The sequence below is a fragment of the Phenylobacterium sp. genome (genome assembly GCF_016124325.1).
Lineage (GTDB): Bacteria > Pseudomonadota > Alphaproteobacteria > Caulobacterales > Caulobacteraceae > Phenylobacterium.
The window spans coordinates 1-26,624 of sequence record NZ_WGNY01000055.1; the positions used below are offsets into that span (position 1 = coordinate 1).

The following is a 26,624-nucleotide window of genomic DNA, read 5'->3' on the forward strand; positions in this document are numbered from 1 at the left end:
CCTGATCTACAAGGCCACCCACGTGCCGGTGGGCGAGGACCAGCGCCAGCACCTGGAGCTGACCCGCGACATCGCCCAGAAGTTCAACCACGACTTCGACGCGCCCGGCTTCTTCCCCCTGCCCGACGCCCTCACCCAGGGCCCAGGCGCGCGGGTGATGAGCCTGCGCGACGGATCGGTGAAGATGAGCAAGTCGGACCCGTCCGACTATTCGCGCATCAACCTGACCGACGACGCCGACGCCATCGCCCAGAAGGTGCGCAAGGCGCGCACCGACGCCGAGCCGCTACCCGAGGCGCTTGAGGGCCTGGAGGGTCGGGCCGAGGCGAAGAACCTGGTGGCGATCTACGCCGCGCTCGCCGGGACCACCGAGGCGCAGGTGCTGGCCGAGTTCGCCGGCCAGGGCTTCGGCGCGTTCAAGCCGAAGCTCGCCGATCTCGCCGTCGCGGTGATGGGCCCGATCGGCGAGGAGATGCGCCGCCTGCTGGCCGATCCCGCCGAGATCGACCGGGTGCTGACCGAGGGCGCCGAGCGCGCCCGGGCGCTGGCGCGGCCCACGCTCGCCGAGACCAAGAAGCTCGTGGGCTTCTGGGGCGGCTGATGTTCGAGCCGACTTGCGCGTCGTCCAGCGGCGCCGCACGGTCCCGGCCATGACGAGCCGGCGGAAGTTCCTCGTGGTGGCCGACGACACGGCCGAATTCCAGACGGCGCTCCGTTTCGCCTGCCGGCGCGCGCGCTCGACGGGCGGCCACGTGGCCCTGCTGAAGGTGATCGAACCGGCCGTGTTCGAGCACTGGTCGGGGGTGCGCGACGAGATCGCCCGCCAGCAGCGCCAGGAGGCCGAATCCGAGCTGCAGGAGTCAGCGCGGTTCGTGCAGGACGAGACGGGCCTGCCGCCCGAGTTCCTGATCGTCGAGGCCGAGACCAACCGCTCGGCCCTCAAGCAGGTGCTGTCGGAGGATCCGGACATCAAGATCCTGGTGCTGGCGGCCGCCACGGGCGGGCGCGGGCCGGGGCCCCTGGTCAGTTCGATCGCCAAGGAGGGCGTGAAGTGGGGCAGCCGCAAGGTGCCCATCACCATCGTGCCCGGCGACCTTACCGACGACGAAATCGTCGACCTGGCGTGATGATTGCTCCCCCTCAGGGGGAGCTGTCGGCGAAGCCGACTGAGGGGGGCTCCGCCGCAGCCTTCTGAGCGGACCCCCTCCGGCGCTTCGCGCCACCTCCCCCGAAGGGGAGGACCTTCGGGAAAGCTTGCGCCCCGGAGGCTCAGACGCCACATCTGGCCCATGTTCATCCAGACCGAAGCCACACCGAATCCCGAAGTCCTGAAGTTCCTGCCGGGCAAGGCGGTGCTGGGCGAGGGCACGCGCGACTTCCGGAGCCCCGACGAGGCCGGCGCCTCGCCGCTGGCGGCCGAGATCTTCGACATCACCGGCGTGACCCGCGTCTTCTTCGGCCCCGACTTCATCACCGTCGGCAAGCACGCCGCCGTCGACTGGCCGATGCTCAAGGCGCCGATCCTGGCGGCGATCATGGACCACTACACCTCGGGCCGGGCGCTGTTCGCCGAGGGCGCCGAGACCGCCGGGGGCCACGACGAGGGCGTCTACGAGGGCGAGACCGCCCAGGTGGTGGCCGAGATCAAGGACCTGCTGGACACCCGCATCCGCCCTGCCGTGGCGCAGGACGGGGGCGACATCCTGTTCAACCGCTTCGATCCCGACACGGGCGTCGTCTGGCTCAATATGCGCGGCGCCTGCTCGGGCTGCCCGTCCTCTTCGGCGACGCTGAAGGCCGGGGTGGAGAACATGCTGAAGCACTACGTCCCCGAAGTGACCCGCGTCGAACAGGCGCTTTGAGGATCGCCCGGAAGCGGCTACGCCCGCGCCGATGATCGTCCTGGGGCTCGACACCTGCCTGTCCGCCTGTTCCGTGGCCGTGCTCGACGGGCCGCGGGTGCTGGCGCACGCTTCTGAGGTCATGGCCCGGGGCCACCAGGAACGGCTGGCGCCTATGGCCCGGGCCGTCATGGCAGAGGCGGGCCTGGACTTCGCCGACCTGCGCCGCGTGGCCGCCACCGTGGGCCCAGGGTCGTTCACCGGCCTGCGCGTGGGCGTGGCGTTCGCCAAGGGCCTGGCCGCCGCGCTGGACGTCCCGGCCGTGGGCGTCGGCGCGCTGGAGGCCCTGGCGGCGGAGGCCGAGGGCCTGAGCGCCGCCGTCATCGATGCGCGACGCGACCAGGTCTATCTGCAGGTGTTCGACGACGGCGCGGCGCTGATGGCGCCCGACGTGCTGCCGCTGGGGACCGCCTCGGCGCGGCTGGCGGAGCTGACCACCGGTCGGCCGCTCAGCCTGATCGGCTCTGGCGCGCCGCTGCTGGCCCAGGCGCGGCCCGACGCCCGCGTGCTGACCCCGGAGGGCTGCGACGCGCGCCAGGTGGCGCGGCTGGCCGCGGCCCGCACGCCCGCGCCGCTGCGGCCCCTCTATCTCCGTGCGCCCGACGCGCGCCTGCCCGGATGAACCTTCGCGCCGGCTCGGCCGCCGACGCCGCGGCCATGGCCTCGGTGCACGCCCAGGCCTTCGACGCGCCCTGGGACCAGGCGGCGTTCGAGCAGCTTCTGTCGGGACCGGGCGTCTACGCCTTCCTCGTCGCGGGTGACGACCCGATGGGCTTCGTCCTGTGCCGGGCCGCGGCCGGCGAGGCCGAGGTGCTGACCGTAGGCGTCGCGCCCTGGGCGCGCCGGCGCGGGATCGGCGCGGCGCTGATGACCGCGGCCGTCGCCGCCGCGCGGACGGCGGGCGCGCAGGCGATGTTCCTCGAGGTCGACGCCGACAACGCCGCGGCGCTGGCGCTCTACGAGAGCCTGGGTTTCGAGCGCGCGGGCCTGCGCAAGGCCTACTACGACCGCGGCCTGGCCGGGCGCGCCGACGCGGTCGTGATGCGTCTCGACCTTGCATCCAACGCTCACTAGAGCCTTCCCGGATCAGGTGGAATCACCTGATCCGGACGAGAAGGCTCTATCTTCAAGCATATGGAGCCCGTTCGGGCGGGTGAACCGGTATCCACTTCACCCTGAAGGGCTCTAGACCTATCCTGAGGCTATGGAAGGAGGCGACGTGCCCGTGCCGGACCGCATCGAGAAACTCTGCCTCGACAAGAACATGCGGATGACGGAACAGCGCCGGGTCATCGCCCGCGTGCTCTCGGCCGCCAGCGACCATCCGGACGTGGAGGAGTTGCACCGCCGCGCCCACGAGGTGGACCCGCACATCTCCATCGCCACGGTCTATCGCACGGTGCGTCTCTTCGAGGAGGCCGGGATCATCGACCGGCACGACTTCCGCGACGGCCGCTCCCGCTATGAGGAGCACACCGACGACCACCACGATCACCTGATCGACATGAAGACCGGCAAGGTGGTGGAATTCGTCGACGCGGAGATCGAGGCCCTGCAGGAGGCCATCGCGCGCAAGCTGGGCTACCGGCTGGTGGACCACCGGCTGGAGCTCTACGGGCTGCCCCTCGACGACTGAGACCGCCGGACCATCGCGGAAAGCAGCAGCGCCGCCAGCAGCGCGAAGCCGCCACCGGCGAGAAAGGTGGCGCGCGCGCCGTAGAGGCTCCACAGCGCGCCGGCGACGGTGCTGGCGGCCAGCAGGGCCACGCCGCTCGCCAGATTGAACAGACCGAAGGCCGTGCCGCGCAGGCGTTCTGGCGCGGCGTCGGCCACCAGCGCCGACAGCACGCCCTGCGACAGGCCCATATGTAGGCCCCACAACGCGACGGCGGCGAACACGCCCCCGACGCCCGAGGCGAACGCCAGGACGGTGTCGGCCGCCACCAGCGCGACCAGGCCGGCGAGGAGCGGAACCCGGCGATCCACCCGGTCGGAAAGGCTGCCCGCCGGCGCCGCAACGACGGAGTAGACGACGTTCATCACCACCAGAACCAACGGCGCGAAGGCGACCGGAAGGCCGACGTCCTGGGCGCGCAGGATCAGGAAGGCCTCGCTGAAGCGGGCGAGCGAGAACACGGCCCCCACCAGGACCACGGCCCAGAACGCCGGGCCGAGCCCTCCGAGTTCGGACCAGCGGATCGGGGCACGGGCCGCGCCCGACGCCCTGGGACGGACATCGTCGACGCCGAAGGCCAGGAGCGCGACCGCGGCCAGGGCCGGGATCACCGCCCAGGCCAGCACGTGGCGGATATTGTCGGACAGGGCCAGCATCAGAAGGATCGCCGCCAACGGCCCCAGGAAGGCGCCCACCGTGTCGAGCCCCTGGCGCACGCCATAGGCCAACCCCCGCACGGACGCCGGAGTGATGTCGGCCACCAGGGCGTCGCGCGGGGCCCCGCGTACGCCCTTGCCGATCCGGTCGAGGAACCGCGCGCCCAGCACCTCCAGCGGGGTCACCGCCAGGGGGAACACCGGCTTGGTCGCCGCCGCCAGGCCGTAGCCGATCACCGCCAGCAGCTTACGCCGGCCCAGCCGGTCGGAAATCCACCCCGAGAACACCTTGGTGATGGAGGCGGTCGCCTCGGCCACCCCTTCGATGAGGCCCAGCACGGCGACGCTGGCCCCGAGGGTCCCGACCAGGAACGCGGGCAGCAGGGCGTGGACCATTTCCGAAGAGAGATCCATGAACATCGAGACGAAGCCCAGCGCCCAGACCCCGCGCGGCACGTCCCGCAGCCTGTGTCGAAGGCGCGTCATCGCGTCGTCGTAGCACGCCCCGCGGCCTGCGAAACTTGCGCGCTCCTCGCCGCAACCCCATAACCCGGGCCATGTCCGAGCCCGCGCCTCGCAAGCGCCTCTACATAAAGACCTACGGCTGTCAGATGAACGTCTACGACAGCGAGCGGATGGCCGACGTGCTGGCGCCGCTGGGCTATGGCGTGACCGACAGCCCCGAGGACGCCGACCTCGTGGTGCTCAACACCTGCCACATCCGCGAGAAGGCGACCGAGAAGGTCTATTCCGAGCTGGGCCAGATCAGGCGGATGAAGGCCGCCCGCGCCGAGGCCGGCGCCGACATGACCATCGCCGTCGCCGGGTGCGTCGCCCAGGCCGAGGGTGAGGAGATCATGCGCCGCCAGCCGGCCGTGGATCTCGTGGTCGGCCCCCAGGCCTATCACCAGCTTCCGGAGCTGATCGCCCGGGCTCACCGGGCCCGCGGCGAACGGCTGGCCGCCGATTTCGCGCCCGAGGAGAAGTTCGACGCCCTGACCGTCGCGCGTCGCCCCACCGGGGTCACGGCGTTCCTGACCGTGCAGGAGGGCTGCGACAAGTTCTGCACCTTCTGCGTCGTGCCCTACACCCGCGGCGGCGAATGGAGCCGGCCGGCTGAAGCGATCGAGGCCGAGGCCCGCGCCCTGGCCGACAAGGGCGTGCGCGAGGTCACCCTGCTGGGACAGAACGTCAACGCCTACGATGGTGAAGGCGGGCTGGCGGCCCTGGTCCGGCGGCTGGCGACGATTCCGGGACTGGACCGGATCCGCTACACCACCAGCCACCCGCGCGACATGGACGACGCCCTGATCGCCGCCCACGCCGAGGTGGAGGCGCTGATGCCCTATCTGCACCTGCCCGTGCAGGCCGGCTCGGACAAGGTGCTGAAGGCCATGAACCGGGCGCACACGGCCGAGAGCTACGTGCGGCTGATCGAGAAGATCAGGGCGGCGCGGCCCGACATCGCGATCTCGGGCGACTTCATCGTGGGCTTCCCGGGCGAGCGCGACGCCGACTTCGAGGCGACGCTGCAGATCGTGCGCGAGGTGGGCTACGCGAGCGCGTTCTCGTTCAAGTATTCCCGCCGCCCCGGCACGCCGGCCGCGGCCATGCCCGGTCAGGTCGCCGAGCCGGTGAAGGAAGAGCGGCTGGCCCGGCTGCAGGCCCTGCTGGACGAACAGCAGCGCGCCTTCAACGACGCCCAGATCGGCCGGACGCTGCCTGTCCTCTTCGAGAAGGCCGGCCGCCATGCCGGCCAGCTCGTCGGCCGCAGCCCCCATCTCCAGGCGGTGCACGTCAGCGCGCCGGAGCGGATGCTGGGCCGGATCGTTCCGGTGCGGATCGAGGGCGCGGCCCGGAACAGCCTGGCCGGGGCGCTGGAGCTGGAAACCGTTTGAGCCGCGCGCCCGAATTCCTGCCGCTGTCCGACGCCGCGGTCCGGGCCGTGGCCGGCGCCAACAGCCGCCACGCCGCCCTGATCGAGGACGCTTTCGGCGTGCTGCTCGAGACCCCCGGCGGGGGCGTCTCGCTGTCGGGCGACGCCAGGTCGCGCAACGCCGCCAAGAAGGCCGTTCAGGCGATCGCCGAGCGCGCCGACCAGGGGCTGGAGATCGGCGAGGCCGATGTGCGCGTCGCCATCGGCCAGGCGCGCGCGGGACGGGCCTCCACCACCCAGGGCGCCGGCGGTTCGCTGCCGGTCGGCCGGCGTGGCCAGGTGGCGCCGAAGACGCCCACCCAGGCGAAGTACATCGAGGCGCTCGCCCAGTGCGAACTGGTGTTCGGCCTTGGACCCGCCGGCACCGGCAAGACCTTCCTGGCCGTCGCCCACGGGGCGGGCATGCTGCTGCGCGGCGCGGTCGACCGGCTCATCGTCTCGCGCCCAGCGGTTGAGGCCGGCGAGCGGCTGGGCTTCCTTCCGGGCGACCTCACGGAGAAGGTCGACCCCTACATGGCGCCCGTGTGGGAAGCGCTGACCGACATCCTGGGCGCCGAGCAGCTGCGCCGCCGCCGCGAGAAGGGCGAGATCGAGGTCGCGCCCATCGCCTTCCTGCGCGGGCGAACGCTCAGCCACGCCTTCGTCATCGTCGACGAGGCCCAGAACGCCAGCCGCGCCCAGATGAAGATGGTGCTGACGCGCCTCGGCGAAGGCGCGCGCATGGCGGTGACCGGCGACCCCACCCAGATCGACCTGCCCAACCCCACCGACTCCGGCCTCGCCCACGCCGTGGGCCTGCTGGAGGGCGTGAAGGGCGTGGGCGTGGTCCGCTTCGGTTCGGAAGACGTGGTGCGCCACCCGCTCGTCGAGCGGATCGTGCGCGCCTACGACGCCGACGCGGCCAAGCACGGGCGGACGGTTTGATCGACGTCGAGATCGAGGACGAAGCCTGGACCGCGGCCCTGCCCAAGGCCGAGATGCTGGCGCGCGGGGCGGCCCTGGCGGCTCTCGACGCCGAGGACGCAGCCCACGAGGGCGTCACCATCCTGCTGACCGACGACGAGACCGTCCGCGAATTGAACGCGCGCTTCCGCCAGAAGGACTCGGCCACCAACGTCCTGTCGTTCCCCGCCCCGCGCAATCCGGAGCGCCACCTGGGCGATATCGCCCTGGCCTATGGCGTCTGCGCCCGCGAGGCGGCCGAACAGGGCAAGCGGTTCGAGCATCATCTCATGCACCTGACGGTGCACGGCGTGCTGCATCTTCTCGGATACGATCACATAGGCGATGATGACGCCGAGGCCATGGAGAGCCTCGAGCGTGCGGTGCTAGCCGGCCTGGGTGTCCCCGACCCCTATGCGGCCGGCGAGGGAGAGCATGAACGACCCTGACCCTTCCAGTCGATCGAGCCCGGGCCGGCGGCGCGGGCTCCTTGGCCTATTGGACCTCATCCGCGGTCACGGCGAGGCGGCCGGCGACGAGGCCCCCGAAGCGGCCCAGGCCGACGGCGGCCAACTCATCAACCAGGCGCGCGCCTTCCAGGACCTGCGGGTGGACGACGTGATGAAGCCCCGGGCCGACATCGTGGCGATCGAGCGCGGGGCCACCTTCGCCGAGGTGGTCGACCGCTTCGTCGAGGCCGAGCACAGCCGCATGCCCGTCTATAAGGAGACCCTCGACGAGCCGGCCGGCGTGGTCCACGTCAAGGACGTCTTCAAGCTGCTGGCGCGGAAGACGCGCCGGCCGAAGCCCGACGACCACATCCTGAGCGGCCGGCATCATCTGGTGCGCGAGGTGCTCTACGTGCCGCCCTCGATGCCGGCGACGGGTCTGCTGACCATGATGCGGGCCAAGCGCATCCATATGGCGCTGGTGATCGACGAATTCGGCGGCGTCGACGGGCTGGTCACGCTGGAGGACTTGCTGGAGACCCTGGTCGGCGAGATCGACGACGAGCACGACGAGTCGGCCGATGCGGCCTACCACCCGGTCCTCGAGGACGACGACGGCTGGATCGTCGACGGCCGCGCGCCGCTGGGCGACCTGGAGCAGGCGATCGGCGAGGGCGTCGACCTCGCGCCCGCCGACCTGGACGAGGAGATCGACACCGTGGCGGGGCTGGTCAACGCCCTGGCGGGTCGGGTGCCGCGTCGACGCGAGCAGATCATCCACCCCGACGGCTTCACCCTCGAGGTCCTGGCGGCCGACCCACGGCGCGTGAAGCGCGTGCGCGTGCGCCGCGCCCCGCAACCCGCCGACGAGGCCTAGGCCGCTTTGAACCGTTCCCGCTGGTATGCGCCGCTGACCGCGCTCGCGGGCGGGATCGCCGCCGCGCTGGCGCACCCGCCGTTCGGACTGCTGCCGGGGCTGCTCGGCTACAGCCTGATCCTGCTGCGGCTGGAGACGGTCCGCGACCGGCCGCTGCGTTCAGCGTTCGGCCTGGGTTGGATGGCGGGCCTGGGCTACTTCGCGGTCTCCACTTGGTGGGTCGTCGAGCCGTTCCTGGTCGAACCCGAGATCTACGGCTGGATGGCGCCGTTCGGCGTGGTGTTCATGGCCGGCGGGCTGGCGCTGTTCTGGGGTGCGGCCGGCCTCGCCTATCGGGCGCTCCGGCCCCGCAGCGGCTGGAAGGCCCTGGTGTTCGCGGGCGTCTTCGCCGCAGCCGAATGGGCGCGCGGCCATGTGCTGACCGGCTTTCCCTGGGACCTGCCCGGCGAGAGCTGGCGGGCCGGCAGCGCGCCGTCGCAGGCCGCGGCGCTGGTCGGGGCGTACGGCCTGACGTGGATCACCCTCTTCATCTCCTCGGCCCCGGCGCTGGTGATGCTGCCGGTGCGGCGATTGGCGCAGGCGGGGATGCTGGCGGCCGCCGGCATCGGCCTGACCCTGCTCTATGCGGGCGGCGCCGGCCGCCTCGCCGCCGCCCGCGCCGTCGCGCCGGCCGAACGCGCGCCCCTGGTGCGCATCGTCCAGGCGGATATCGACCAGAAGGAGAAGTGGAAGCCCGAAAACCTCGAACTGGTGTTCGAGGACTATGCACGCCTGACCGTCCGCCATGCGGCCCGCACACCCGACATCGTCATCTGGCCCGAGGGCGCCCTGCCCGCCCTGATCGACGACTTCATCGCGCCGGGCTCGCCCTACGCGCCGCGCATGCGCGACCTGATCCAGCCCGGCCAGACGCTGCTGATGGGGGCCAACCGCTACGAGCCCGCGGGCCCCGGCAAATACCGCTACTACAACACCCTCATCGCGCTGCGGCGCGATGGCGACGCGCTGTGGGTCGCCGGCCACTACGACAAGTATCGCCTTGTCCCGTTCGGCGAATATCTGCCGCTGGGCGACTTGGCCGGCAAGCTGGGCATACGCAGCCTAGTGCACATGCCCGAGGATTTCACCGCCGGCCCGAGGCCGAAACCACTGAGCGCGCCGGGCGCGCCGCCGTTCCAGCCGCTGATCTGCTACGAGGCGCTGTTCCCGGGACTGGTTCACGATGGGACACGGCCGGCCTGGATTCTCAACATCTCGAACGACGCCTGGTTCGGAACGACCAGCGGGCCGCTGCAGCACCTCAACATCGCCAGCTACCGCGCCATCGAGCAGGGGCTGCCGATGGTGCGCTCGACGCCAACCGGCGTCTCGGCGGTGATCGACGCCTACGGGCGGATCCAGCCCGGCGCGCGCCTCGGGCTGGGCGCCTTCGGGGTGATCGACGCGCCCCTGCCGCCGGCGTTGAAGCCCACCCCTTACGCCCGGCTGGGCGACGGGCCGTTCGCGGGGTTGCTCATCCTTTCGGCGCTTGCCTGGTTCGCGGGCCGCAGGCGTCGCCCGCGCGCGGCCCAGGACTTGCAGGCAGGGCCCACGCTTGGCGCCACATAAAGATTTCTTTATAGGCGTCGGCCGATCCTCCGGGCGCAAGCCTGCCGTCACGATCCTCGGAGCCCGTCCTTGAGCCGTTCCAGCTATATCTTCACCAGCGAAAGCGTGTCCGAAGGCCACCCGGACAAGGTCGCCGACCGCATCTCCGACACCGTGGTCGACGCCTTCCTGGCCGCCAATCCCGAGGCCCGCGTGGCCTGCGAGACCCTGGTGACCACCAACCGCATCGTGCTGGCGGGCGAAGTCCGCGCCGGCAAGCCGGGCGGCTCCAAGAGCGAGAACAAGGCGCTCACCAAGGAGATCGTGAAGTCGCTGGAGCCCAAGGTCCGCGCCGCGATCAAGGACATCGGCTACGAACAGAAGGGCTTCCACTGGGCCAAGGCGAAGTACGGCTGCTTCCTGCACGAGCAGTCGGCCCACATCGCCCAGGGCGTGGACGCCTCGGCCAAGAAGGACGAAGGCGCCGGCGACCAGGGCATCATGTTCGGCTACGCCTGCGACGAGACCGAAGCCCTGATGCCGGCCACGCTGCAGTACAGCCACGACATCCTGCGCCGCCTGGCGGAAGTCCGCCATTCCGGCGAGTGCGAAGTGCTCGAGCCCGACGCCAAGAGCCAGGTCACCGTCCGCTACGAGGACGGTCGCCCGGTCGAGATCCTGCAGATCGTGGTCTCCACCCAGCACAAGAAGCGGATCGGCCTGCACAGCGCCACGCCCAAGCGCATCGAGGCCGTGATCCGGCCCTACGTCGAGAGCGTCATCCCGGCCGGCCTGATCACCAAGAAGACCAAGTGGCACGTCAACCCGACCGGCCGCTTCGAGATCGGCGGCCCCGACGGCGACGCCGGCCTGACCGGCCGCAAGATCATCGTCGACACCTACGGCGGCGCGGCCCCGCACGGCGGCGGCGCCTTCTCGGGCAAGGACCCGACGAAGGTGGACCGCTCGGCCGCCTATGCCTGCCGCTACCTGGCCAAGAACGTGGTCGCCTCGGGCCTCGCCCGGAAGTGCACCATCCAGATCAGCTATGCGATCGGCGTGGCCCAGCCGCTCAGCTTCTACGTCGACCTGCACAACACCGGCGAGATCGACCCGGCCAAGCTGGAGCTGGCCCTGCCCGAGATGATCGGCGGCGCCACGCCGCGGGCCATCCGCGAGCACCTGCAGCTCAACCGCCCGATCTACGCCCGCACGGCGGCCTACGGCCACTTCGGCCGCCAGCCCGACAACGAGGGCGGCTTCTCGTGGGAGAAGACCGACCTGGCGGCCGAGCTGAAGTCGCTGGCCTAACTCAAGGTCTTTGTGAACGTCATCCCCGGGCCTGTCCCGGGGATCCAGACCCGTCGGCGATCGAGCCCCGATCGCCGACGTCTGCGTCTCTGGGTGACCGGGACAAGCCCGGCCATGACGGGTAGGAAGCTCGCATGACCGACCACCCACCGCTGCGCTCGTACGGGCGACTGAAGTCGCGGCCCATCAAGCCGCGGCAGGCGGCGCTCGTGGAGGCGCGGCTGCCGGAGCTGCGCATCCCCGACGGGCCGGTCGACCTGACCCGGCTCATGCCGTCGGCGCGGGAGACCTGGCTGGAGATCGGCTTCGGCGGCGGCGAGCACATGGCCGCCCAGGCGGCCCGCGCGCCCGAGGTGCTGATCCTGGGCGCGGAGCCCTTCACCAACGGCGTGGCCAGTGCGGTTCGCCACATCGACGAGCAGGGCCTGGCGAACGTGCGCCTGCACGACGGCGACGTGCGCGACCTGATCGCGCGCCTGCCCGACGCCTGCCTGGCGCGGGTGTTCATCCTCTTCCCCGACCCGTGGCCCAAGGCCCGGCATCACAAGCGCCGGCTGGTGCAGGCCGAGACGGTCGCCGAACTGGCCCGCGTGCTGCGGCCGGGCGGTCGCCTGCGCTTCGCCAGCGACTGGGCCGACTACGTCGACTGGGCGCTGGAGCGGGTCGCGGCGGATTCCGCCTTCGCCTGGACGGCCGAACGGGCGGACGACTGGCGCTCGCCCCCCGCCGACCACGTCACCACGCGCTACGAGGAGAAGCGCCTCGGCGACTGCGCGCCAGTCTTCCTGGATTTCGTGCGGGCCTAGAGCCCTTCCCGTTCAAACGGAAGCGTCTGAACGGGAAAGGGAGGCGCTACCGACCGGCGTCAGGCCTCACGAGGTTCGTCGCTCGCGCGCCGGCGCGGCGTCTCGCCGGCCGCGGCGTTGTGGGCCTCGATCGAGGCCTTGATCAGTTCGGCGGCTTCGGACGGATCGGCCCAGCGGACGATCTCCACCGACTTGCCCTTCTCCAGGTCCTTGTAGTGCTTGAAGAAGTGGGCGATCTGCTCGGTCAGGATCACCGGCAGCGAACGCCAGCTGTCGACGCCCGTGTAGAACGGGTGCAGCGCGTCGACCGGCACAGCCAGGATCTTCTCGTCGCCGCCGGCTTCGTCGCGCATGATCAGCGCGCCGACCGGACGGCAGCGGATCACCGCGCCCGGCACCACCGGCGTCGGGCCGACGACGATGATGTCCATCGGGTCGCCGTCGTCAGCGAGGGTGTGCGGGATGAAGCCGTAGTTGCCCGGATAGAACATCGCCGTGTGCAGGAAGCGGTCGACGAAGATCGCGCCGGAGTCCTTGTCGAGCTCGTACTTCACCGGCTCGCCGCCCTGCGGGATCTCGATGATGGCGTTGACGTCGTAGGGCGGGTTCTGGCCGACGGGAATCTTGGAGAGGTCCATGGGGAGGGGCCTTTCAGAAGGACACACAATGAGTGGCGGGCTCTGTGGGCGAACCGCGCCGCCGAGTAAAGCCCCGCAGGCGGCCCTTCGCGCGAAAGGGCTGACAACGCCCCGGCGTGCCGCTATATAGGCCTCAACATCGTCCGTTAGCGCTGTATGGCGCCTACGAGCGGCGGGCCCCGGCCCGGCCGCTTTTTTCTTTACTAGGGCCCAGGCCAAGCATGCGCGGGAAGACCGCAGAAGACCTGAAGCTGCTGGAGCTGCTCGACCCCGTCGCCGAGGCGGCGGGCTACGAGATCGTGCGCCTGCGGCTGATGGGCGGCGCCGAGCGGCGCAAGCTGCAAGTGATGGCCGAGCGCCCGGACGGCGAGATGGTGGTCGAGGACTGCGCGAAGCTGTCGCGCAAGATCTCGGAGGTGATGGACGCCGCCGATCCGATCGCCGGGGAATATGTGCTGGAGGTTTCGTCGCCCGGCATCGACCGGCCCCTGACGCGGCCGAAGGACTTCGAGACCTACCAAGGCTACGAGATCAGACTGGAGCTCGACCGGCTGGCCGAGGGGCGTAAGCGCTTCCGCGGCGTGCTGGCCGGCCTCGACGGCGACCAGGTGGGCATCGACCTCGAGGGCGAGGAGGAGACCGCGATGGTCCCGCTGGCCTGGATCGTCGACGCCAAGCTGGTGCTGACCGACGAATTGATGAAGCGGGGGGCGCAGGAACGCGCCGCCCGCATCGCATCGGAACAACAAGAGACGACTGAGTAGAGGGACCAACCCCATGAGCCTGACCGGCATTTCCGCCAACCGGCTTGAACTCCTGCAGATCGCCGAGGCCGTGGCCCGCGAGAAGGCGATCGACAAGGAGATCGTCATCGAGGCGATCGAGGAGGCGATCCAGAAGGGCGCGCGCGCCCGGTACGGCGCCGAGCACGACATCCGCGTGCACATCGACCCGAAGACGGGCGAAACCACGATCAAGCGGGTGATCACCGTGGTCTCCGACGACGCCGTGTTCGGCGGCGGGATCGACGAGGAGACTGGCGAGGAGCTGCCGTTCGAGGAGCCGCCGGGCATCCTGCGCCTCGCCGACGCCAAGCGCCGCGACAAGGACGCCGAGATCGGCAAGATCTACGAGGAACTGCTGCCGCCGTTCGAGTTCGGCCGGGTGCAGACCCAGATGGCCCGCCAGGTGGTGATGGGCAAGGTCCGCGACGCTGAGCGCGAGCGCCAGTACGAGGAGTACAAGGACCGCGTCGGCGAAGTGGTCAACGGCACGGTCAAGCGCGTCGAGTACGGCAACGTCGTCGTCGACCTTGGCCGCGGCGAGGGCATCATGCGCCGCGACCAGTCGATCCCGCGCGAGAACTTCAACATCGGCGACCGGATCCGCTGCTACATCTACGACGTCCGCCGCGAGACCAAGGGTCCGCAGATTCTGCTCAGCCGCGCGCACGGCGGGTTCATGGCCAAGCTGTTCGCGCAGGAAGTGCCCGAGGTCTACGACGCGGTCATCGAAATCCGCGCCGTGGCCCGCGACCCCGGCAGCCGGGCCAAGATGGCGGTGATCAGCAACGACAGCTCCATCGACCCCGTGGGCGCCTGCGTCGGCATGCGCGGCAGCCGCGTGCAGGCCGTGGTGGCCGAACTGCAGGGCGAGAAGATCGACATCATCCAGTGGAGCCCCGACGAGGCGACCTTCATCGTCAACGCCCTGGCGCCGGCGGAAGTCTCCAAGGTGGTGATGGACGAGGAGGACGAGCGCGTCGAGGTGGTCGTCCCGGACGAGCAGCTGTCGCTGGCCATCGGCCGCCGCGGCCAGAACGTCCGCCTCGCGAGCCAGCTGACCGGCTGGCAGATCGACATCATGACCGAGAGCCAGGAGAGCGAGCGCCGCCAGCGCGAGTTCGCCGAGCGCACCGCCCTGTTCCAGGAAGCCCTGGACGTGGACGAGGTGATCGCCCAGCTGCTGGTCACCGAGGGCTTCGCCAGCGTCGAGGACGTGGCCTACGTCGACTCCTCGGAGGTCGCCGGGATCGAAGGCTTCGACGAAGACACCGCCGAGGAGATCCAGGCGCGCGCCCGCGACTACCTCGAGAAGGAAGCCGCCGAATACGACGCCAAGCGCAAGGAGCTGGGCGTCGAGGACGGGCTCATGGAGATCGAAGGCATCACGCTTCCCATGGCCGTCGCCCTCGGCGAAGGCGACGTGAAGACGGTGGAGGACCTGGCCGGCCTCGTGCCCGACGACCTGCGCGGCTGGTTCGAGTCGAAGAACGGCGAGCGCGTGCGCGAACCCGGCATCCTCGAGGCCTTCGGCCTGGATCCGCAGGACGCCGAACTGCTCATCATGCGCGCCCGCGTGGCGATGGGCTGGATCGAGGCGCCGGAAGAGCCTGAGCCCGCCGAAGACGACTATGCCGAGGCGGAAGCCGCCGGCGAAGCGCAAGACGCTTAGCGCGCATCCCGCAAGAGTGGACACCGGTTCTGCGATGAGGATGCGCGCCATCCAGAAGACCGAGCCTGCTTCACCCGGTTGGCGCGCCAACCGGGGCAGGCTCTAGGTCTGAGGTTGTGACCCGCCATGGAGAACTCAGCCGCTAAGGCCCCCGCCACCCACGCCCAGGCGTCGCGCGAACGTCGCGACATCGTCTCGGGCGAGGTGATGGACGAGGCGCGGCTGATCCGCTTCGTGGCCGGGCCCGACGGAACCGTCGTTCCCGACCTCGCCCGCAAGCTGCCGGGGCGCGGCATGTGGGTGGCCGCCGATCGCGCCTCGGTGACGACGGCGGCGAGGAAAGGCCTGTTCTCGCGCGCCGCCAAGGCCAAGCTTTCGGCGGCGGCCGACCTGGCCGAACAGGTGGAAAAGCTGCTGCGCGCGCGGATCCTGGCGGGGCTGGGGCTTGCACGGCGCGCCGGCGACCTTACCTCGGGGTTCGAGAAGGTGTCCTCGGCGATCGTCTCCGGCAAGGCCGCGTGGCTGGTCGAGGCCGCCGACGGCGCCGCCGACGGACGGCGCAAGATTCTGTCGCTTGCCCGGAGGCAGGCTGATCCGCCGAGGGTCGTCGGGCTGTTCGGCGCCGCCGAAATGGGTTTGGCCATAGGCGGCGAGAATGTGGTACACACCGCCTTCCTTGCGGGGCGCGCCGCCGAGCGTTGGGCCGAAGATGTCCAGCGCCTGGCGGGCTTCAGTCCGCTCCTTCCTGAGGATTGGCGCGAGGAGCCTGTCGAGGCGAGGCGGGAGCCCTAGGGCTTTCCGCCTTGAGGCGTTTTGAGATATGGGCCGGGTCCGCCGGTCGGCGAGTAAAGCGAGCGAATGAGCGACGAGAACAACAACGGCCGTAAGCCCCTCACCCTGAAGCCGCGCGCCGGCGGCTCCGTGAGCTCGGGCACGGTGAAGCAGAGCTTCAGCCACGGCCGGACGAAGACGGTGGTCGTCGAGACCAAGCGGGCGCGTCCGCACGCGCCGACAGGCGGCAATCTGGCCGCCCCGTCCGCCGCCGAGCGCCGCCAGTACGAGCCGCCGCGCCCGAGCTCCGCGCCGCAGGGCCCGCGCCCCGCCCAGACCGCCGATGGCCTCTCCGCCGAGGAGCGCGCCGCGCGCCAGCGGGTGATCGAGGCCGCGCGCCGCCAGCAGGCCCAGCAGGCTCAGCAGGAATCCGAACAGCGGGCCCGCGAGGAGCGCGCCCGCGCCGAGGCCGAGGCGGCCCGCGCCGCGCAGGCCGCCCAGGCTGCTGAGGCGGCGGAAGCCGCCAAGCCGGCGCCGGCTCCCACGCCAGCGCCAGCGCCTGCGCCGGAAGCCCCGCCGGCTCCGGTCGCGGCCGCCCCGACACCGACGCCTGCCGCGCCGGCCGCCCCCCAGGCCCCCGCGCCGCGACCGGCCGCCGACAGCCGCCCGACCGCCCCGGGCCAGACCCGCACCTATCACCCGTCGCCCGACCGGCGCGACGACCGGCCGACCACCACGACCTATCGGCCGCCGTCGGCGCGCTTCGACACCGCCAGCTTCGGCCAGCGCGCGCCGCGCCGCGACGACGACCGTGGCCCCCGCCCGCCGCGCGATGATCGCGGCCCGCCGCGGCGCGATCGCGATGATCGCCCGCAAGGCGGCGGTCAGGCTCGGCCCGAGGGCGGCACGGTCCGCTATTCCGCGCTGGCGCCGCGGCCTGCGGGGCCGCGCGACGGCCCCCGTGGCCCCGGCGGCCCGCGCGCGCCGCGGATCGCGCCCAACGCCCCGCCGGCCACCCCCGAGATCCAGCGCGCGACGCGCCAGGCGCCGCGCCCCGGCGGCACGGTCATGGACCGCCGCGACGAGGAGGATCGCCGCAACGCCGGGGCCGGCAAGGCGATCAGCCGCGCCAAGGGCGCGCCGACCCGCCGCGAGGGCCGCCTCACCATCCAGGCCGTGGCCGGGGACGACGAGGGCGCCGTCGAACGGATGCGCAGCCTCGCCTCGGTGCGCCGCGCCCGCGAGCGTGAGCGCGAGAAGCGCAAGGGTGGCGTCCAGGAGCAGGCCCGCGTGGCCCGCGAGGTGGTCATCCCCGACGTGATCACGGTGGGCGAACTCGCCAACCGCATGGCCACGCGCGGCGTCGAGGTCATCAAGTTCCTGATGCGCCAGGGCGTGATGCTGAAGATCAACGACATTATCGACAACGACACCGCCGAGCTGGTGGCGACCGAGTTCGGCCACACGGTCAGGCGGGTGTCGGAGTCCGACGTCGAAACCGGCTTCATCGGCGGCGAGGACCTCGACGATCACCTGGAGTCGCGGCCCCCGGTGGTCGCGGTCATGGGCCACGTCGACCACGGCAAGACCAGCCTGCTGGACGCCCTGCGCTCCACCGACGTGGTGTCGGGCGAGCATGGCGGCATCACCCAGCACATCGGCGCCTATCAGGTGCGGCTGAAGGACGGCCAGCGGGTCACCTTCCTCGACACCCCCGGCCACGCCGCCTTCTCGGCGATGCGCGCGCGCGGCGCCAACGCCACGGACATCGTCATCCTGGTGGTGGCCGCCGACGACGGCGTGATGCCGCAGACGATCGAGGCCATCCAGCACGCCAAGGCGGCCGGCGCCCCGATCATCGTGGCGATCAACAAGATCGACAAACCCGACGCCGACCCGACCCGCGTGATCAACGAGCTGCTGCAGCATGAGATCGTCGTGGAGAGCCTGGGCGGCGACACCCAGGCCGTGGAGGTCTCGGCGACCCAGAAGCTGGGCCTGGACGACCTGATCGAGAACATCCTGCTGCAGGCGGAAGTCCTCGACCTGAAGGCCAACCCCGACCGGGTGGCCGACGGCATCGTCATCGAAGCCAAGCTCGACCGCGGCCGCGGCGCCGTCTCCACCGTGCTGGTCAAGCGCGGCACCCTGAAGCGCGGCGACATCGTCGTCGCCGGGGCGAACTGGGGCCGGGTGCGCGCGCTGCTGAACGAGCGCGACGAGCAATTGGACGAGGCCGGCCCTTCGACGCCGGTCGAGATCCTGGGGCTCGACGGCACGCCCGATCCGGGCGAGCCCTTCGCGGTGGTTGAGAATGAGGCGCGGGCCCGCGAGATCACCGAGTACCGCCAGCGTCAGAAGCGCGAGAAGGCCGGCGCGCCGGTGGCCTCGGCCAGCCTCGCCGACATGATGGCCAAGCTGGCCGACAAGCGGGTCTCGGAACTGCCGGTGGTCATCAAGGCCGACGTGCAGGGCTCGGCGGAAGCCATCGTGGGCTCGCTCGACAAGCTGGCCAACGACGAGGTCCGTGCGCGGATCATCCTGTCGGGCGCGGGCGCGATCAACGAAAGCGACGTGCTGCTGGCCAAGGGCGCGGGTGCCCCGATCCTGGGCTTCAACGTCCGCGCCTCGAAGCAGGCGCGCGACCTGGCCGAGCGCGAAGGCGTGGAAATCCGCTACTACGCGATCATCTACGACCTGATCGACGACATCAAAGGCGTGCTCTCGGGCATGCTGGCGCCGGTCCAGCGCGAAACCTTCCTCGGCAACGCCGATGTGCTGCAGGTGTTCGACATCACCAAGGTCGGCAAGGTGGCGGGCTGCAAGGTCACCGAGGGCGTGGTCCGCAAGGGCTCGCGCGTGCGTATCGTCCGCGACGGCGTCGTGGTGCTCGAACTCGGCGTGCTCCAGACGCTCAAGCGCTTCAAGGACGAGGTCAACGAGGTGCCCTCGGGCCAGGAATGCGGCATGGCGTTCCAAGGCTTCCAGGACATCAAGCCGGGCGACACCATCGAGTGCTTCAACCTCGAAGAGGTGAAGCGGTCGCTCTGATCGCCCGACTGGACAGACGATTTCCCGAGGCCCCGGAGTTCCGCTCCGGGGCCTTCTTCTTGCCGGTTAGCGCAGGAAGCCGATCAGCGCGTTCGCGACCGCCTCAGGCTGATCGTGCGGCAGCCAGTGGCTGGCCTCGGGGAAGTGGACCACGCGGGCGTCGGCGCAAAGGGCGGCGCTCGCCTCAGCCAGCGCCGGTTCAGCGAAGGCGTCCTGATCGCCCCACAACACCAGGGTCGGGACCTTGAGGCTCCTGGGCAGCGGAACCGGCAGGTCCTGGGCGAAGAGGGCGCGGTACCAGTTGAGCGTGGCGGTCAGCGCGCCGGGCTGGCGCCAGGCTTCGCGGTAGGCCCCCATGATTTCGTCGCCGAACGCCTCGGGGCGGGCGCTGTTCGCGAAGGCGTCGGCAAGGCCCTTGTAACCGCCCAGGCGCACCATCAGTTCGGGCAGCCACGGGGTCCGCAGCGCCTGGACGTAGCGGCTCTTCTTCCGCTGCGCCGGATCGTTGGTCATGGCGTCGAGCCACACGGCCGGATGCGGCGCGTTCATGATCGCCAGCCGCTCCAGCCGCTCGGGGCCCGTCGTCGCCATCCACCAGGCCACCGAGGCGCCCCAGTCGTGGCCGACCACGCTGAACCGCTGGCGGCCGAGCGCCGAGGCCAGGGCGAAAATGTCGTTGGCCAAGGCGTCGAGCCGGTAGGCCGTGACGCCCTTGGGCTTGCTGCTCAGGTTGTAGCCGCGCTGGTCCGGGGCGACGACCCGGAACCCGGCGTCGGCCAGCGGGCCGATCTGCTCGCGCCACTCGAACCAGAATTCCGGGAAGCCGTGCAGCAGCACGACCAGCGGCCCCTCGGCCGGACCGGCCTCGGCGACGTGCAGCTGCATCCCGTTCGCGGCGAGCGTCCTGTGGGTGATCTGGGTCTCAGCCATCCGGCCCTCCGCATTCCGCGTGGCTTTTAGCGGCGTCCCGGGCCCGGCCTCAAGGACAGCCGTGACGATGGGCGCCGACGCACAATGTTGCGGCGCCGGAAGAGCAAACTTCGTTTGATCCGCGCCCCGGGTTGCAGAACACAATGTGCGCCGCGAGATGGGCGCCAAAGCGAGGGGATGAGAACGATGTCCGAGAGTTCAGAAGCGGCGTCCGGCGGGGTCTGGACGCGCCGGCGGTTCTTCGAGCAGCTGATGGCCGTCGGCGGCGTCTCGCTGGCCATGGCCGGCATGGACGCCCTGGGCTTCGGCTTCGCTTCGGCGCAGACCGCACCGCCGTCGATGCCGGGCGGCGCCAAGGGAACCAAGGTGGTGATCCTGGGCGCGGGCCTGGCCGGCCTGACCTCGGCCTACGAGCTGATCAAGGCGGGCTATTCGGTGCAGGTGCTGGAGGCCCGCGGCTTCGCCGGCGGTCGCGCGCAGACCGCGCGCAAGGGCTTCGAGGACACCGACCTGATGGGCCACCGCCAGGTCTGCGAGTTCGACGAGGGGCAGTACATCAACATCGGCCCCTGGCGGATCCCCTACCACCACCAGTCGACCCTTCACTACGTGAAGGAGTTCAAGGTGCCGGTGGAGCTGTTCAACAACGACAACGACGCCTCCTATGTCTACTTCGAGAAGGGCAAGGGCCCGCTGGCGGGCAAGCCGATCCGCAAGGGGCAGATCGCCGCCGACGCGCGCGGCTACACCGCCGAGCTGATGGCCAAGGTCGCGTCCAAGGGCGACCTGGACGCCGCCCTCTCCCCGGCTGACCGCGAGACCTTCCTGGCCTATCTGGTCAACGAAGGCCGGCTCTCGCGTTCGGACCTCAGCTACAAGGGCACGGACGGCCGCGGCTTCGACATCCTGCCCGGCGCCGGCGTCGACCCGGGCCCGGGCAAAGAGAGCCCGCCCTTCGCCTTCGCCGATGTGCTCAATTCGCGGGCCTGGCGGGTGCTGTCCTCGGTGGCCGGCTGGGACCAGCAGCGGACCATGTTCGAGCCGGTGGGCGGCATGGACATGATCCCCAAGGGCTTCGTGAAGGCGCTGCCGCCGGACGCGATCACCTACAACGCCTCGGTCGAGCGGATCATGCAGAACGCCAAGGGCGTGAAGGTGGCCTACACCGACGCGGCCGGGAAGAAGGTGGAGGTCAGCGGCGACTACCTGATCTGCACCATCCCACTCTCGGTGCTGAAGAACATCCAGATGGATGCGTCGAAGCCGTTCATCGAGGCGATGAACGGGGTCTCCTACTCGGCCGTGAACAAGATCGGCCTGCAGATGAAGACCCGCTTCTGGGAAGAGAAGCACTGGATCTACGGCGGCCACGTCTACAACGACATCCCCGGCATCGGGACGATCTCGCTGCCGTCGACGGGGTGGCACAGCCAGAAGGGCGTGCTGCTGGGCTACTACGCGTTCGGCGGCGAGGCGGCCAAGATCAGCGCGCTGTCGCCGGCCGACCGGGCCAAGTTCGCGGTCGCCCAGGGCCAGAAGATCTTCCCGGAGTACGCCGAGAACTTCGAGACGGCTTTCTCCAAGTCCTGGCACCTCGACGGCTTCAACCTCGGCGGCTGGGCCGAATGGGGCGACGAGGGCCGCAAGACCGCCTACCCGGTCCTCTGCGAGCCGGACGGCCGCATCTATCTGGCGGGCGAGCACCTGAGCTATCTGACGGGCTGGCAGGCGGGAGCCATCGAGAGCGCCTGGCAACAGATCGGCAAGCTGCACGCGCGGGTGCAACAGGCGTGAGGGGAGCGATGCGTATCGGTCTATCGGCGATCGTCCTGGCGCTCGCGGCCCCGGCGGCTGCGTTGGCCGACAGCGCGGGCCAGAGCCTGTTCAACGACAACTGCTCGGCCTGCCATCAGCGCACCGGCCTGGGCGTGAAGGGGGCGTTCCCGGCGCTGGCGGGCAACAAGCTGGTGCAGGGGCCGCCCGCCGTCGTGGCCTCCACCGTGCTGGTGGGCCGTGGCGGCATGCCGTCGTTCAAGAGCGACTTCAACGACGCCCAGCTTGCGGCGATCCTGACCTATGTGCGCAGCTCGTGGGGCAACAAGGCGCCGGCGATAACCCCGGGCCAGATCGCCGCGGCCCGCAGGCAGAGCTCGGCCGCGGCCCAGCCCAAGAACCTGCAGGCGCACTAGGCCGCTCCGGCCGGCGCCACGCAGGCCTTCAACGCGGGTCCCGAACGTCCTATCGATCAGCCATGGGCAAGGAGCCTGGCAGCAAGCGCTGGCGTGGAGCGGGGCAGGACCCGGAGCTTCTGCGCCGGCTGCTGCGCGCGAAGGACCGCATGGACGCCGCCTCGTACGAGGGGTGGCCGGTGCGACGGCTGGCCGACGTCAGCGGCGTCTCCGAGGCGCACTTCGCACGGTCGTTCAAGGCGGCCTTCGGCGTCCCGCCCCACCGCTACCTGCTGACGCGCCGCATCGAGCGGGCTGCGGCGCTGCTGCGCGACACCGACCTGCCGGTCACCGAGGTCGCTTTCCAGGCCGGCTGGAACAGCCTGGGCGCCTTCGGACGCACGTTCCGGGACGTGACCGGCGAGAGCCCGGGCGAACTGCGCGCCCGGCAGCAGGCCGCCACGCACGCGCTCGGAGAGGTCCCGCACTGTTTCGTCGCCGCCGCCCACCGGCCGGGCCTCATCTTAGCAGTTTCGGAGAAGCGGCGCCGGGAGGCCGGCGCTAAGACCGGCGGCGATGAAACGGAGGTTCCATGAGCCAGGGCATCGGCGTCGTCGGCCTGTACGTCCGCGACCAGGACGAAGCGATCGAGTTCTACGCGGGCAAGCTGGGCTTCCGCGTCCACACCGATGCACGCAACGGCGATTATCGCTGGCTGACGGTGCAGCATCCCGAGCAGCCCTCGTTCCAGCTGGGCCTGTTCGCGCCGCAGGCGCCGACGCTGGACGAGGCGACAGCCCGGACCATGCGCGAGGTGGTGGCGAAGGGCGCCATGCCGCCGCTGGTGCTGATGGTCGACGACTGTCGGGCCGCCTACGCGCAGATGCGTGATCGCGGGGTGGAGTTCACCCAGGAACCCATCGCCCGGTTCGGCGCCGTCGACGCCAGCTTCCGCGACCCGTCGGGAAACGGCTGGAAGATGATCGAGTCACGGCGTGAGCCGGCCTAACCTCAGCTACGGAAGGAGACGCCCATGAGCTGGAACGCCTGGATCCGGCAGGCCCATCGCTGGCTGTCGATCCTCTTCACCGCGACCGTGGTCGCCAACTTCGCGGCGATGGCGTTCGGGACGCCGCCGGCCTGGATCACCTATTCGCCCCTGCCGCCGCTGTTCCTGATGCTGGCGACGGGCCTCTACATGTTCGCGCTCCCCTATATGGGCGGCCGGCGCGCATGACGGCCGCGAACGAGACGCCGGCCTCCGAACAGATCGACGCGAAGATCGCCGCGCTGGGTGACTGGCGGGGCGAGACGCTCGCCCGCCTCCGCGCGCTGATCCGCGAGGCCGACCCCGAGGTGGTCGAGGAGGTGAAGTGGCGCGGGGTTCCGGTCTGGTCGCACGGCGGCATCATCTGCACCGGCGAGACCTACAAGGCCGCCGTGAAGACCACCTTCGCCAAGGGCGCCTCGCTGGACGACCCGGCAGGCCTCTTCAACTCCAGCCTCGAGGGCAACACCCGCCGGGCCATCGATTTCCGCGAGGGCGAGGCGATCGACGAAGCGGCGTTCAAGGCGCTGATCCGCGCCGCCGTCGCGCTGAACACCGCCAAAGTCCGGCGTTAGGCAATGAACGCAGGCCGTGATCCCGCCGCGATGACCGGCTAGCCTGTCGATCCCGCATCGCAGGAGACGCTCGCTTGCGCGCCCTACTGACCGTCCTCGCCGTCCTGGCGCTCAGCGCCTGCGCCACCGTGCAGAAGCTGGACGCCGCCAACGACGTCCACGCCCTGCTCATCGCCATCCGCGACGATGACAGGGCCACGTTCGACAGCTACGTCGACCGGCGCGCCCTCAAGGGCGAGATCAGCGACCGCCTGATGGTCGAGGCCGGCAAGGACCGGAAGCTCTCGGGCGTGGCGGCGATCCTGGCCCCTGGCCTCGCCGAGCTGGCGGGCGAGGCGCTCATCCGCCCCGACGTGTTCCGGGCGGTGGCGGACTACTACGGCTACGGCGCCGACACCCGCATCCCGCCGGCGATCTACATCTCGAAGATGCTGCGTCCCCTGCCGGACGGCCGGGTCTGCGCGGTAGGCAAGAAGGGGGGCGACTGCATCCTCGTCTTCACCCACGCCGCCGACGGCCGCTGGAAGCTGTCCGGCTTCGACGGGGCGCTTTCGATGCTGCGCCTGAAGACCTGATCGGCTTAAGCTTGCCCCCGAACCAGGGGGATGGGCATGGGCTACGAAGCGGCGCTTTCCGCATATTCCAAGTTCGACTTCAGCCATGGCGGGCGGACCTATCCCGTCTATCGGCGCGGAACGGGCCCGGCCGTGATCGTCATGCACGAGATGCCCGGGCTGCACCCGCAGGTGATCCGCTTCGCCGACCGGGTGGCCGACGCCGGGATGACGGTCTTCTGCCCCAGCCTGTTCGGCAAGCCGGGCAAGCCCGTGGACCGGACCTATGCGATGACCACGGCCGTCGGCGTGCTGTGCGTGCGCCGGGAGTTCTACGTCTGGCGGGGCGACCGTTCGAGCCCGGTCGTCGACTGGCTGCGGGCGCTGGCGCGGCAGGCCCATGGGGAATGCGGCGGCAAGGGCGTGGGCGCGGTCGGCATGTGCTTCACCGGCGGCTTCGCCCTGGCCATGATGACCGACCCCGCCGTCGTGGCCCCGGTGCTGTCGCAGCCGTCGCTGCCGCTGGCGCGCGGCAATCCCAAGCGCAGCGCCGAAATCGGCGTGTCGTCGGACGAGATCCGTTGCGTGAAGGACCGGCTGGCGGCCGAGGACCTGTCGGTGATGGGCCTGCGCTTCAAGAGCGACGAGCTGGTCCCGGACGCCCGCTTCGAGACCTACCGGCGCGAGTTCGGCGACCGGTTCGAGGCCATCGAGCTGGACGACGAGGACGCCCAGCCGGCGTTCATCCCGCCCCACTCCGTCTTGACCCTACACATGAAGGAGGATGGCCCCACCAAGGCCGCCGAGCAGCGCGTGATCCAGTTCTTCCGGGAGCGGACGGGGGGGTAGCGCCGCATCAGCATGTCATCCCGGTTTCCGCCGCGAGGCGGAAGACCGGGACCCTAGAGCGCCGGCCCGCGCGATCAGCCGCGGCGTCGAGGCCGCGCCTTTCGATGATCGTCCACGTTCATGGGTCCCGGTCTTTGGCTGCGCCAAAACCGGGATGACACCGGGGTTTGGATGCACTAGAAGCCGCCGCTTTCCTGTTCCGGCGTTCGATCCTCCGGCCAGGTTGCGAGGTTAGATGAAACGTCCCCGTCAGCATGGACGGCCGGCGCCGACCGGCCCCACCCAGCGCCAGCTGCGCGCCGGCGAGCTGGTGCGCCACGCGCTCATGGACATCTTCCGCGAGGAGGAGATCGCCGATCCGGCGCTGGCCGGCGTGTCGGTGACGGTCACCGAGGTGCGGATGAGCCCCGACCTGCGCCACGCCATGGCCTTCGTCGAGCCGCTGGGCGGCGAGCACGCCGGCGAGGTGGTGGCCGCGCTGAACCGGCACGCCAAGTTCGTGCGCGGGCGGCTGGGCAAGCTGATCGACATGCGCTTCACGCCCGACGTGAAGTTCCTGCACGACGAGAGCTTCGACGAGGCGGCGCGGATGAGCCGCCTGTTCGACGACCCGCGGGTGCGCCGCGACCTCACGCCCGACGAGCCCTCCGACTCCTGGAAGGACGAGGACTGATGGGCCGCCGCCGCAAGGGTCAGGCGGTCTCGGGCTGGATCAACCTCGACAAGCCCTACGACCTGACCTCCACCCACGCCGTGAGCCGTGTGCGGCGGCTGTTCGACGCCCAGAAGGCGGGCCACGCGGGCACGCTGGATCCGTTGGCCACCGGCATCCTGCCGATCGCGCTGGGCGAGGCGACCAAGACCGTCCCGTTCCTGGTCGACGCCGACAAGGCCTATCGCTTCACCATCGCCTGGGGCCGCACCACCGCCACCTACGACCGCGAGGGGGACACGCTGGCGACGTCGGATGTCCGCCCGACGCCCGGCCAGGTGGAGGCCGTCCTGCCCCGGTTCGTGGGCGAGATCGACCAGATCCCGCCGGCGTTCTCGGCCATCAAGGTGGACGGCGAACGCGCCTACGACCTCGCCCGGGCGGGCGAGACGGTGGAGCTGGCGGCGCGCAAGGTCACCATCTTCGACGCCCGGCTCGTCGAGGCGCCCGACGCCGATCACGTGACCCTGGAGATCGACTGCGGCAAAGGGACGTACGTCCGCGCCCTGGTGCGCGACGTGGCCGAGGCGCTGGGGGCATGCGGCCACGTGAGCGCGCTGCGCCGGACCCGGGTGGGCGGCTTCACCGAGGAAAATGCGGTGACGCTGGAAATGCTTGAGGATTTGGGCTATGAGGCCCGCCAATCGGAGGCCCTGCTTCCGGTCGAGACCGCGCTGGACGACATCCCGGCGCTGGCCGTGACCGACGAAGACGCCTTCCGATTGAAGCAGGGA

General features: G+C 70.7%; 29 protein-coding genes and 1 pseudogene. 27 read left to right on the forward strand and 3 right to left on the reverse strand.

Annotation, left to right across the window (positions count from 1 at the left end):
- From GC203_RS23330 to GC203_RS23355, 6 genes and pseudogenes are all read left to right on the forward strand, one after another.
- Nucleotides 1-601: pseudogene (locus GC203_RS23330) on the forward strand (tryptophan--tRNA ligase); the annotation flags it as partial.
- 49 nt (nt 602-650) lie between these two features.
- On the forward strand, nt 651-1,127 hold the full coding sequence (locus tag GC203_RS23335; RefSeq protein WP_293459341.1) for a universal stress protein: 477 nt from the start codon (nt 651-653) through the stop codon (nt 1,125-1,127).
- A gap of 162 nt (nt 1,128-1,289) precedes the next feature.
- Nucleotides 1,290-1,862, forward strand: a complete 573-nt coding sequence (locus tag GC203_RS23340) for a NifU family protein (protein ID WP_293459342.1) — start codon at nt 1,290-1,292, stop codon at nt 1,860-1,862.
- Between the two features lie 34 nt (nt 1,863-1,896).
- On the forward strand, nt 1,897-2,523 hold the full coding sequence (gene tsaB / locus GC203_RS23345) for a tRNA (adenosine(37)-N6)-threonylcarbamoyltransferase complex dimerization subunit type 1 TsaB (protein ID WP_293459379.1): 627 nt from the start codon (nt 1,897-1,899) through the stop codon (nt 2,521-2,523).
- The gene (gene rimI, locus GC203_RS23350; protein WP_293459343.1) at nt 2,520-2,975 is read left to right on the forward strand and encodes a ribosomal protein S18-alanine N-acetyltransferase; all 456 of its coding nucleotides are present in this window, start codon (nt 2,520-2,522) and stop codon (nt 2,973-2,975) included. The genes tsaB and rimI overlap by 4 nt, the downstream gene beginning before the upstream one ends.
- Nucleotides 2,976-3,165: 190 nt before the next feature.
- Entirely contained in the window at nt 3,166-3,537 is a 372-nt protein-coding gene (locus GC203_RS23355; RefSeq protein WP_293459380.1) for a Fur family transcriptional regulator, read from the forward strand.
- Here GC203_RS23355 and GC203_RS23360 read toward each other — a convergent pair.
- Entirely contained in the window at nt 3,513-4,718 is a 1,206-nt protein-coding gene (locus GC203_RS23360; protein ID WP_293459344.1) for an MFS transporter, read from the reverse strand. The two genes, GC203_RS23355 and GC203_RS23360, sit on opposite strands and share 25 nt — an antisense overlap.
- Before the next feature lie 71 nt (nt 4,719-4,789).
- Here GC203_RS23360 and miaB point away from each other — a divergent pair, with 71 nt between their 5' ends.
- From miaB to trmB, 7 genes are all read left to right on the forward strand, one after another.
- On the forward strand, nt 4,790-6,130 hold the full coding sequence (gene miaB, locus GC203_RS23365; protein ID WP_293459346.1) for a tRNA (N6-isopentenyl adenosine(37)-C2)-methylthiotransferase MiaB: 1,341 nt from the start codon (nt 4,790-4,792) through the stop codon (nt 6,128-6,130).
- Nucleotides 6,127-7,092, forward strand: a complete 966-nt coding sequence (locus GC203_RS23370) for a PhoH family protein (RefSeq protein WP_293459348.1) — start codon at nt 6,127-6,129, stop codon at nt 7,090-7,092. The genes miaB and GC203_RS23370 overlap by 4 nt, the downstream gene beginning before the upstream one ends.
- A 53-nt stretch (nt 7,093-7,145) precedes the next feature.
- Nucleotides 7,146-7,559, forward strand: coding sequence for an rRNA maturation RNase YbeY (gene ybeY, locus GC203_RS23375; protein ID WP_293459382.1), 414 nt, complete (start codon nt 7,146-7,148; stop codon nt 7,557-7,559).
- Nucleotides 7,546-8,436: a hemolysin family protein gene (locus GC203_RS23380; RefSeq protein WP_293459350.1), complete on the forward strand. Its 891-nt coding sequence runs from the start codon at nt 7,546-7,548 to the stop codon at nt 8,434-8,436. Before ybeY ends, GC203_RS23380 begins: the two co-directional genes overlap by 14 nt.
- A 6-nt stretch (nt 8,437-8,442) precedes the next feature.
- On the forward strand, nt 8,443-10,044 hold the full coding sequence (gene lnt / locus GC203_RS23385; RefSeq protein WP_293459351.1) for an apolipoprotein N-acyltransferase: 1,602 nt from the start codon (nt 8,443-8,445) through the stop codon (nt 10,042-10,044).
- A 69-nt stretch (nt 10,045-10,113) separates the two neighbouring features.
- Nucleotides 10,114-11,334 (forward strand): methionine adenosyltransferase, encoded by a 1,221-nt coding sequence (gene metK / locus GC203_RS23390; RefSeq protein WP_293459352.1) that lies wholly within the window; start codon nt 10,114-10,116, stop codon nt 11,332-11,334.
- 134 nt (nt 11,335-11,468) lie between these two features.
- Nucleotides 11,469-12,140 carry a tRNA (guanosine(46)-N7)-methyltransferase TrmB gene (gene trmB / locus GC203_RS23395; RefSeq protein WP_293459354.1) on the forward strand — a complete coding sequence of 224 codons (672 nt, stop codon included), beginning with the start codon at nt 11,469-11,471 and terminating at the stop codon, nt 12,138-12,140.
- A 59-nt stretch (nt 12,141-12,199) separates the two neighbouring features.
- Here the strand turns inward: trmB and ppa are convergent, their stop codons facing one another.
- Nucleotides 12,200-12,778: an inorganic diphosphatase gene (gene ppa, locus GC203_RS23400; RefSeq protein ID WP_293459355.1), complete on the reverse strand. Its 579-nt coding sequence runs from the start codon at nt 12,776-12,778 to the stop codon at nt 12,200-12,202.
- Between the two features lie 221 nt (nt 12,779-12,999).
- Between ppa and rimP the strand changes: the two genes are divergently transcribed.
- The 4 genes from rimP to infB all read left to right on the forward strand — a co-directional run bounded on the left by rimP (nt 13,000) and on the right by infB (nt 19,054).
- Complete coding sequence (rimP, locus tag GC203_RS23405) at nt 13,000-13,542, forward strand: ribosome maturation factor RimP (protein WP_293459357.1); 543 nt, start codon at nt 13,000-13,002, stop codon at nt 13,540-13,542.
- Between the two features lie 13 nt (nt 13,543-13,555).
- Complete coding sequence (nusA, locus tag GC203_RS23410; protein ID WP_293459358.1) at nt 13,556-15,232, forward strand: transcription termination factor NusA; 1,677 nt, start codon at nt 13,556-13,558, stop codon at nt 15,230-15,232.
- A 126-nt stretch (nt 15,233-15,358) separates the two neighbouring features.
- The gene (locus GC203_RS23415; protein ID WP_293459360.1) at nt 15,359-16,024 is read left to right on the forward strand and encodes an RNA-binding protein; all 666 of its coding nucleotides are present in this window, start codon (nt 15,359-15,361) and stop codon (nt 16,022-16,024) included.
- A 66-nt stretch (nt 16,025-16,090) separates the two neighbouring features.
- The gene (gene infB, locus GC203_RS23420) at nt 16,091-19,054 is read left to right on the forward strand and encodes a translation initiation factor IF-2 (protein WP_293459362.1); all 2,964 of its coding nucleotides are present in this window, start codon (nt 16,091-16,093) and stop codon (nt 19,052-19,054) included.
- A 66-nt stretch (nt 19,055-19,120) separates the two neighbouring features.
- Here infB and GC203_RS23425 read toward each other — a convergent pair whose 3' ends face one another.
- Complete coding sequence (locus GC203_RS23425; protein WP_293459364.1) at nt 19,121-19,984, reverse strand: alpha/beta hydrolase; 864 nt, start codon at nt 19,982-19,984, stop codon at nt 19,121-19,123.
- A gap of 186 nt (nt 19,985-20,170) precedes the next feature.
- On the opposite strand from GC203_RS23425, the gene GC203_RS23430 reads away from it, so the two are divergent.
- The 10 genes from GC203_RS23430 to truB form a co-directional block, all read left to right on the forward strand.
- Nucleotides 20,171-21,778 (forward strand): flavin monoamine oxidase family protein, encoded by a 1,608-nt coding sequence (locus GC203_RS23430; protein ID WP_293459366.1) that lies wholly within the window; start codon nt 20,171-20,173, stop codon nt 21,776-21,778.
- Between the two features lie 8 nt (nt 21,779-21,786).
- Nucleotides 21,787-22,173: a cytochrome c gene (locus tag GC203_RS23435; protein WP_293459367.1), complete on the forward strand. Its 387-nt coding sequence runs from the start codon at nt 21,787-21,789 to the stop codon at nt 22,171-22,173.
- 62 nt (nt 22,174-22,235) lie between these two features.
- Nucleotides 22,236-22,748, forward strand: a complete 513-nt coding sequence (locus GC203_RS23440) for an AraC family transcriptional regulator (protein ID WP_293459368.1) — start codon at nt 22,236-22,238, stop codon at nt 22,746-22,748.
- Nucleotides 22,745-23,161 (forward strand): VOC family protein, encoded by a 417-nt coding sequence (locus tag GC203_RS23445; protein WP_293459369.1) that lies wholly within the window; start codon nt 22,745-22,747, stop codon nt 23,159-23,161. The genes GC203_RS23440 and GC203_RS23445 overlap by 4 nt, the downstream gene beginning before the upstream one ends.
- A 24-nt stretch (nt 23,162-23,185) precedes the next feature.
- Entirely contained in the window at nt 23,186-23,389 is a 204-nt protein-coding gene (locus GC203_RS23450) for a hypothetical protein (protein ID WP_293459370.1), read from the forward strand.
- Complete coding sequence (locus tag GC203_RS23455; protein WP_293459371.1) at nt 23,386-23,775, forward strand: DUF1801 domain-containing protein; 390 nt, start codon at nt 23,386-23,388, stop codon at nt 23,773-23,775. Before GC203_RS23450 ends, GC203_RS23455 begins: the two co-directional genes overlap by 4 nt.
- Before the next feature lie 74 nt (nt 23,776-23,849).
- A complete protein-coding gene (locus GC203_RS23460; RefSeq protein WP_293459373.1) occupies nt 23,850-24,350 on the forward strand; it encodes a DUF2939 domain-containing protein in 501 nt (166 codons plus the stop codon).
- A 36-nt stretch (nt 24,351-24,386) separates the two neighbouring features.
- On the forward strand, nt 24,387-25,178 hold the full coding sequence (locus GC203_RS23465; RefSeq protein WP_293459375.1) for a dienelactone hydrolase family protein: 792 nt from the start codon (nt 24,387-24,389) through the stop codon (nt 25,176-25,178).
- Nucleotides 25,179-25,413: 235 nt separating this feature from the next.
- Complete coding sequence (gene rbfA / locus GC203_RS23470) at nt 25,414-25,851, forward strand: 30S ribosome-binding factor RbfA (RefSeq protein ID WP_293459376.1); 438 nt, start codon at nt 25,414-25,416, stop codon at nt 25,849-25,851.
- Nucleotides 25,851-26,624, forward strand: a 774-nt coding sequence (gene truB, locus GC203_RS23475) for a tRNA pseudouridine(55) synthase TruB (RefSeq protein WP_293459378.1), incomplete at its 3' end; no start/stop codon positions are given. The genes rbfA and truB, both read left to right, overlap by 1 nt.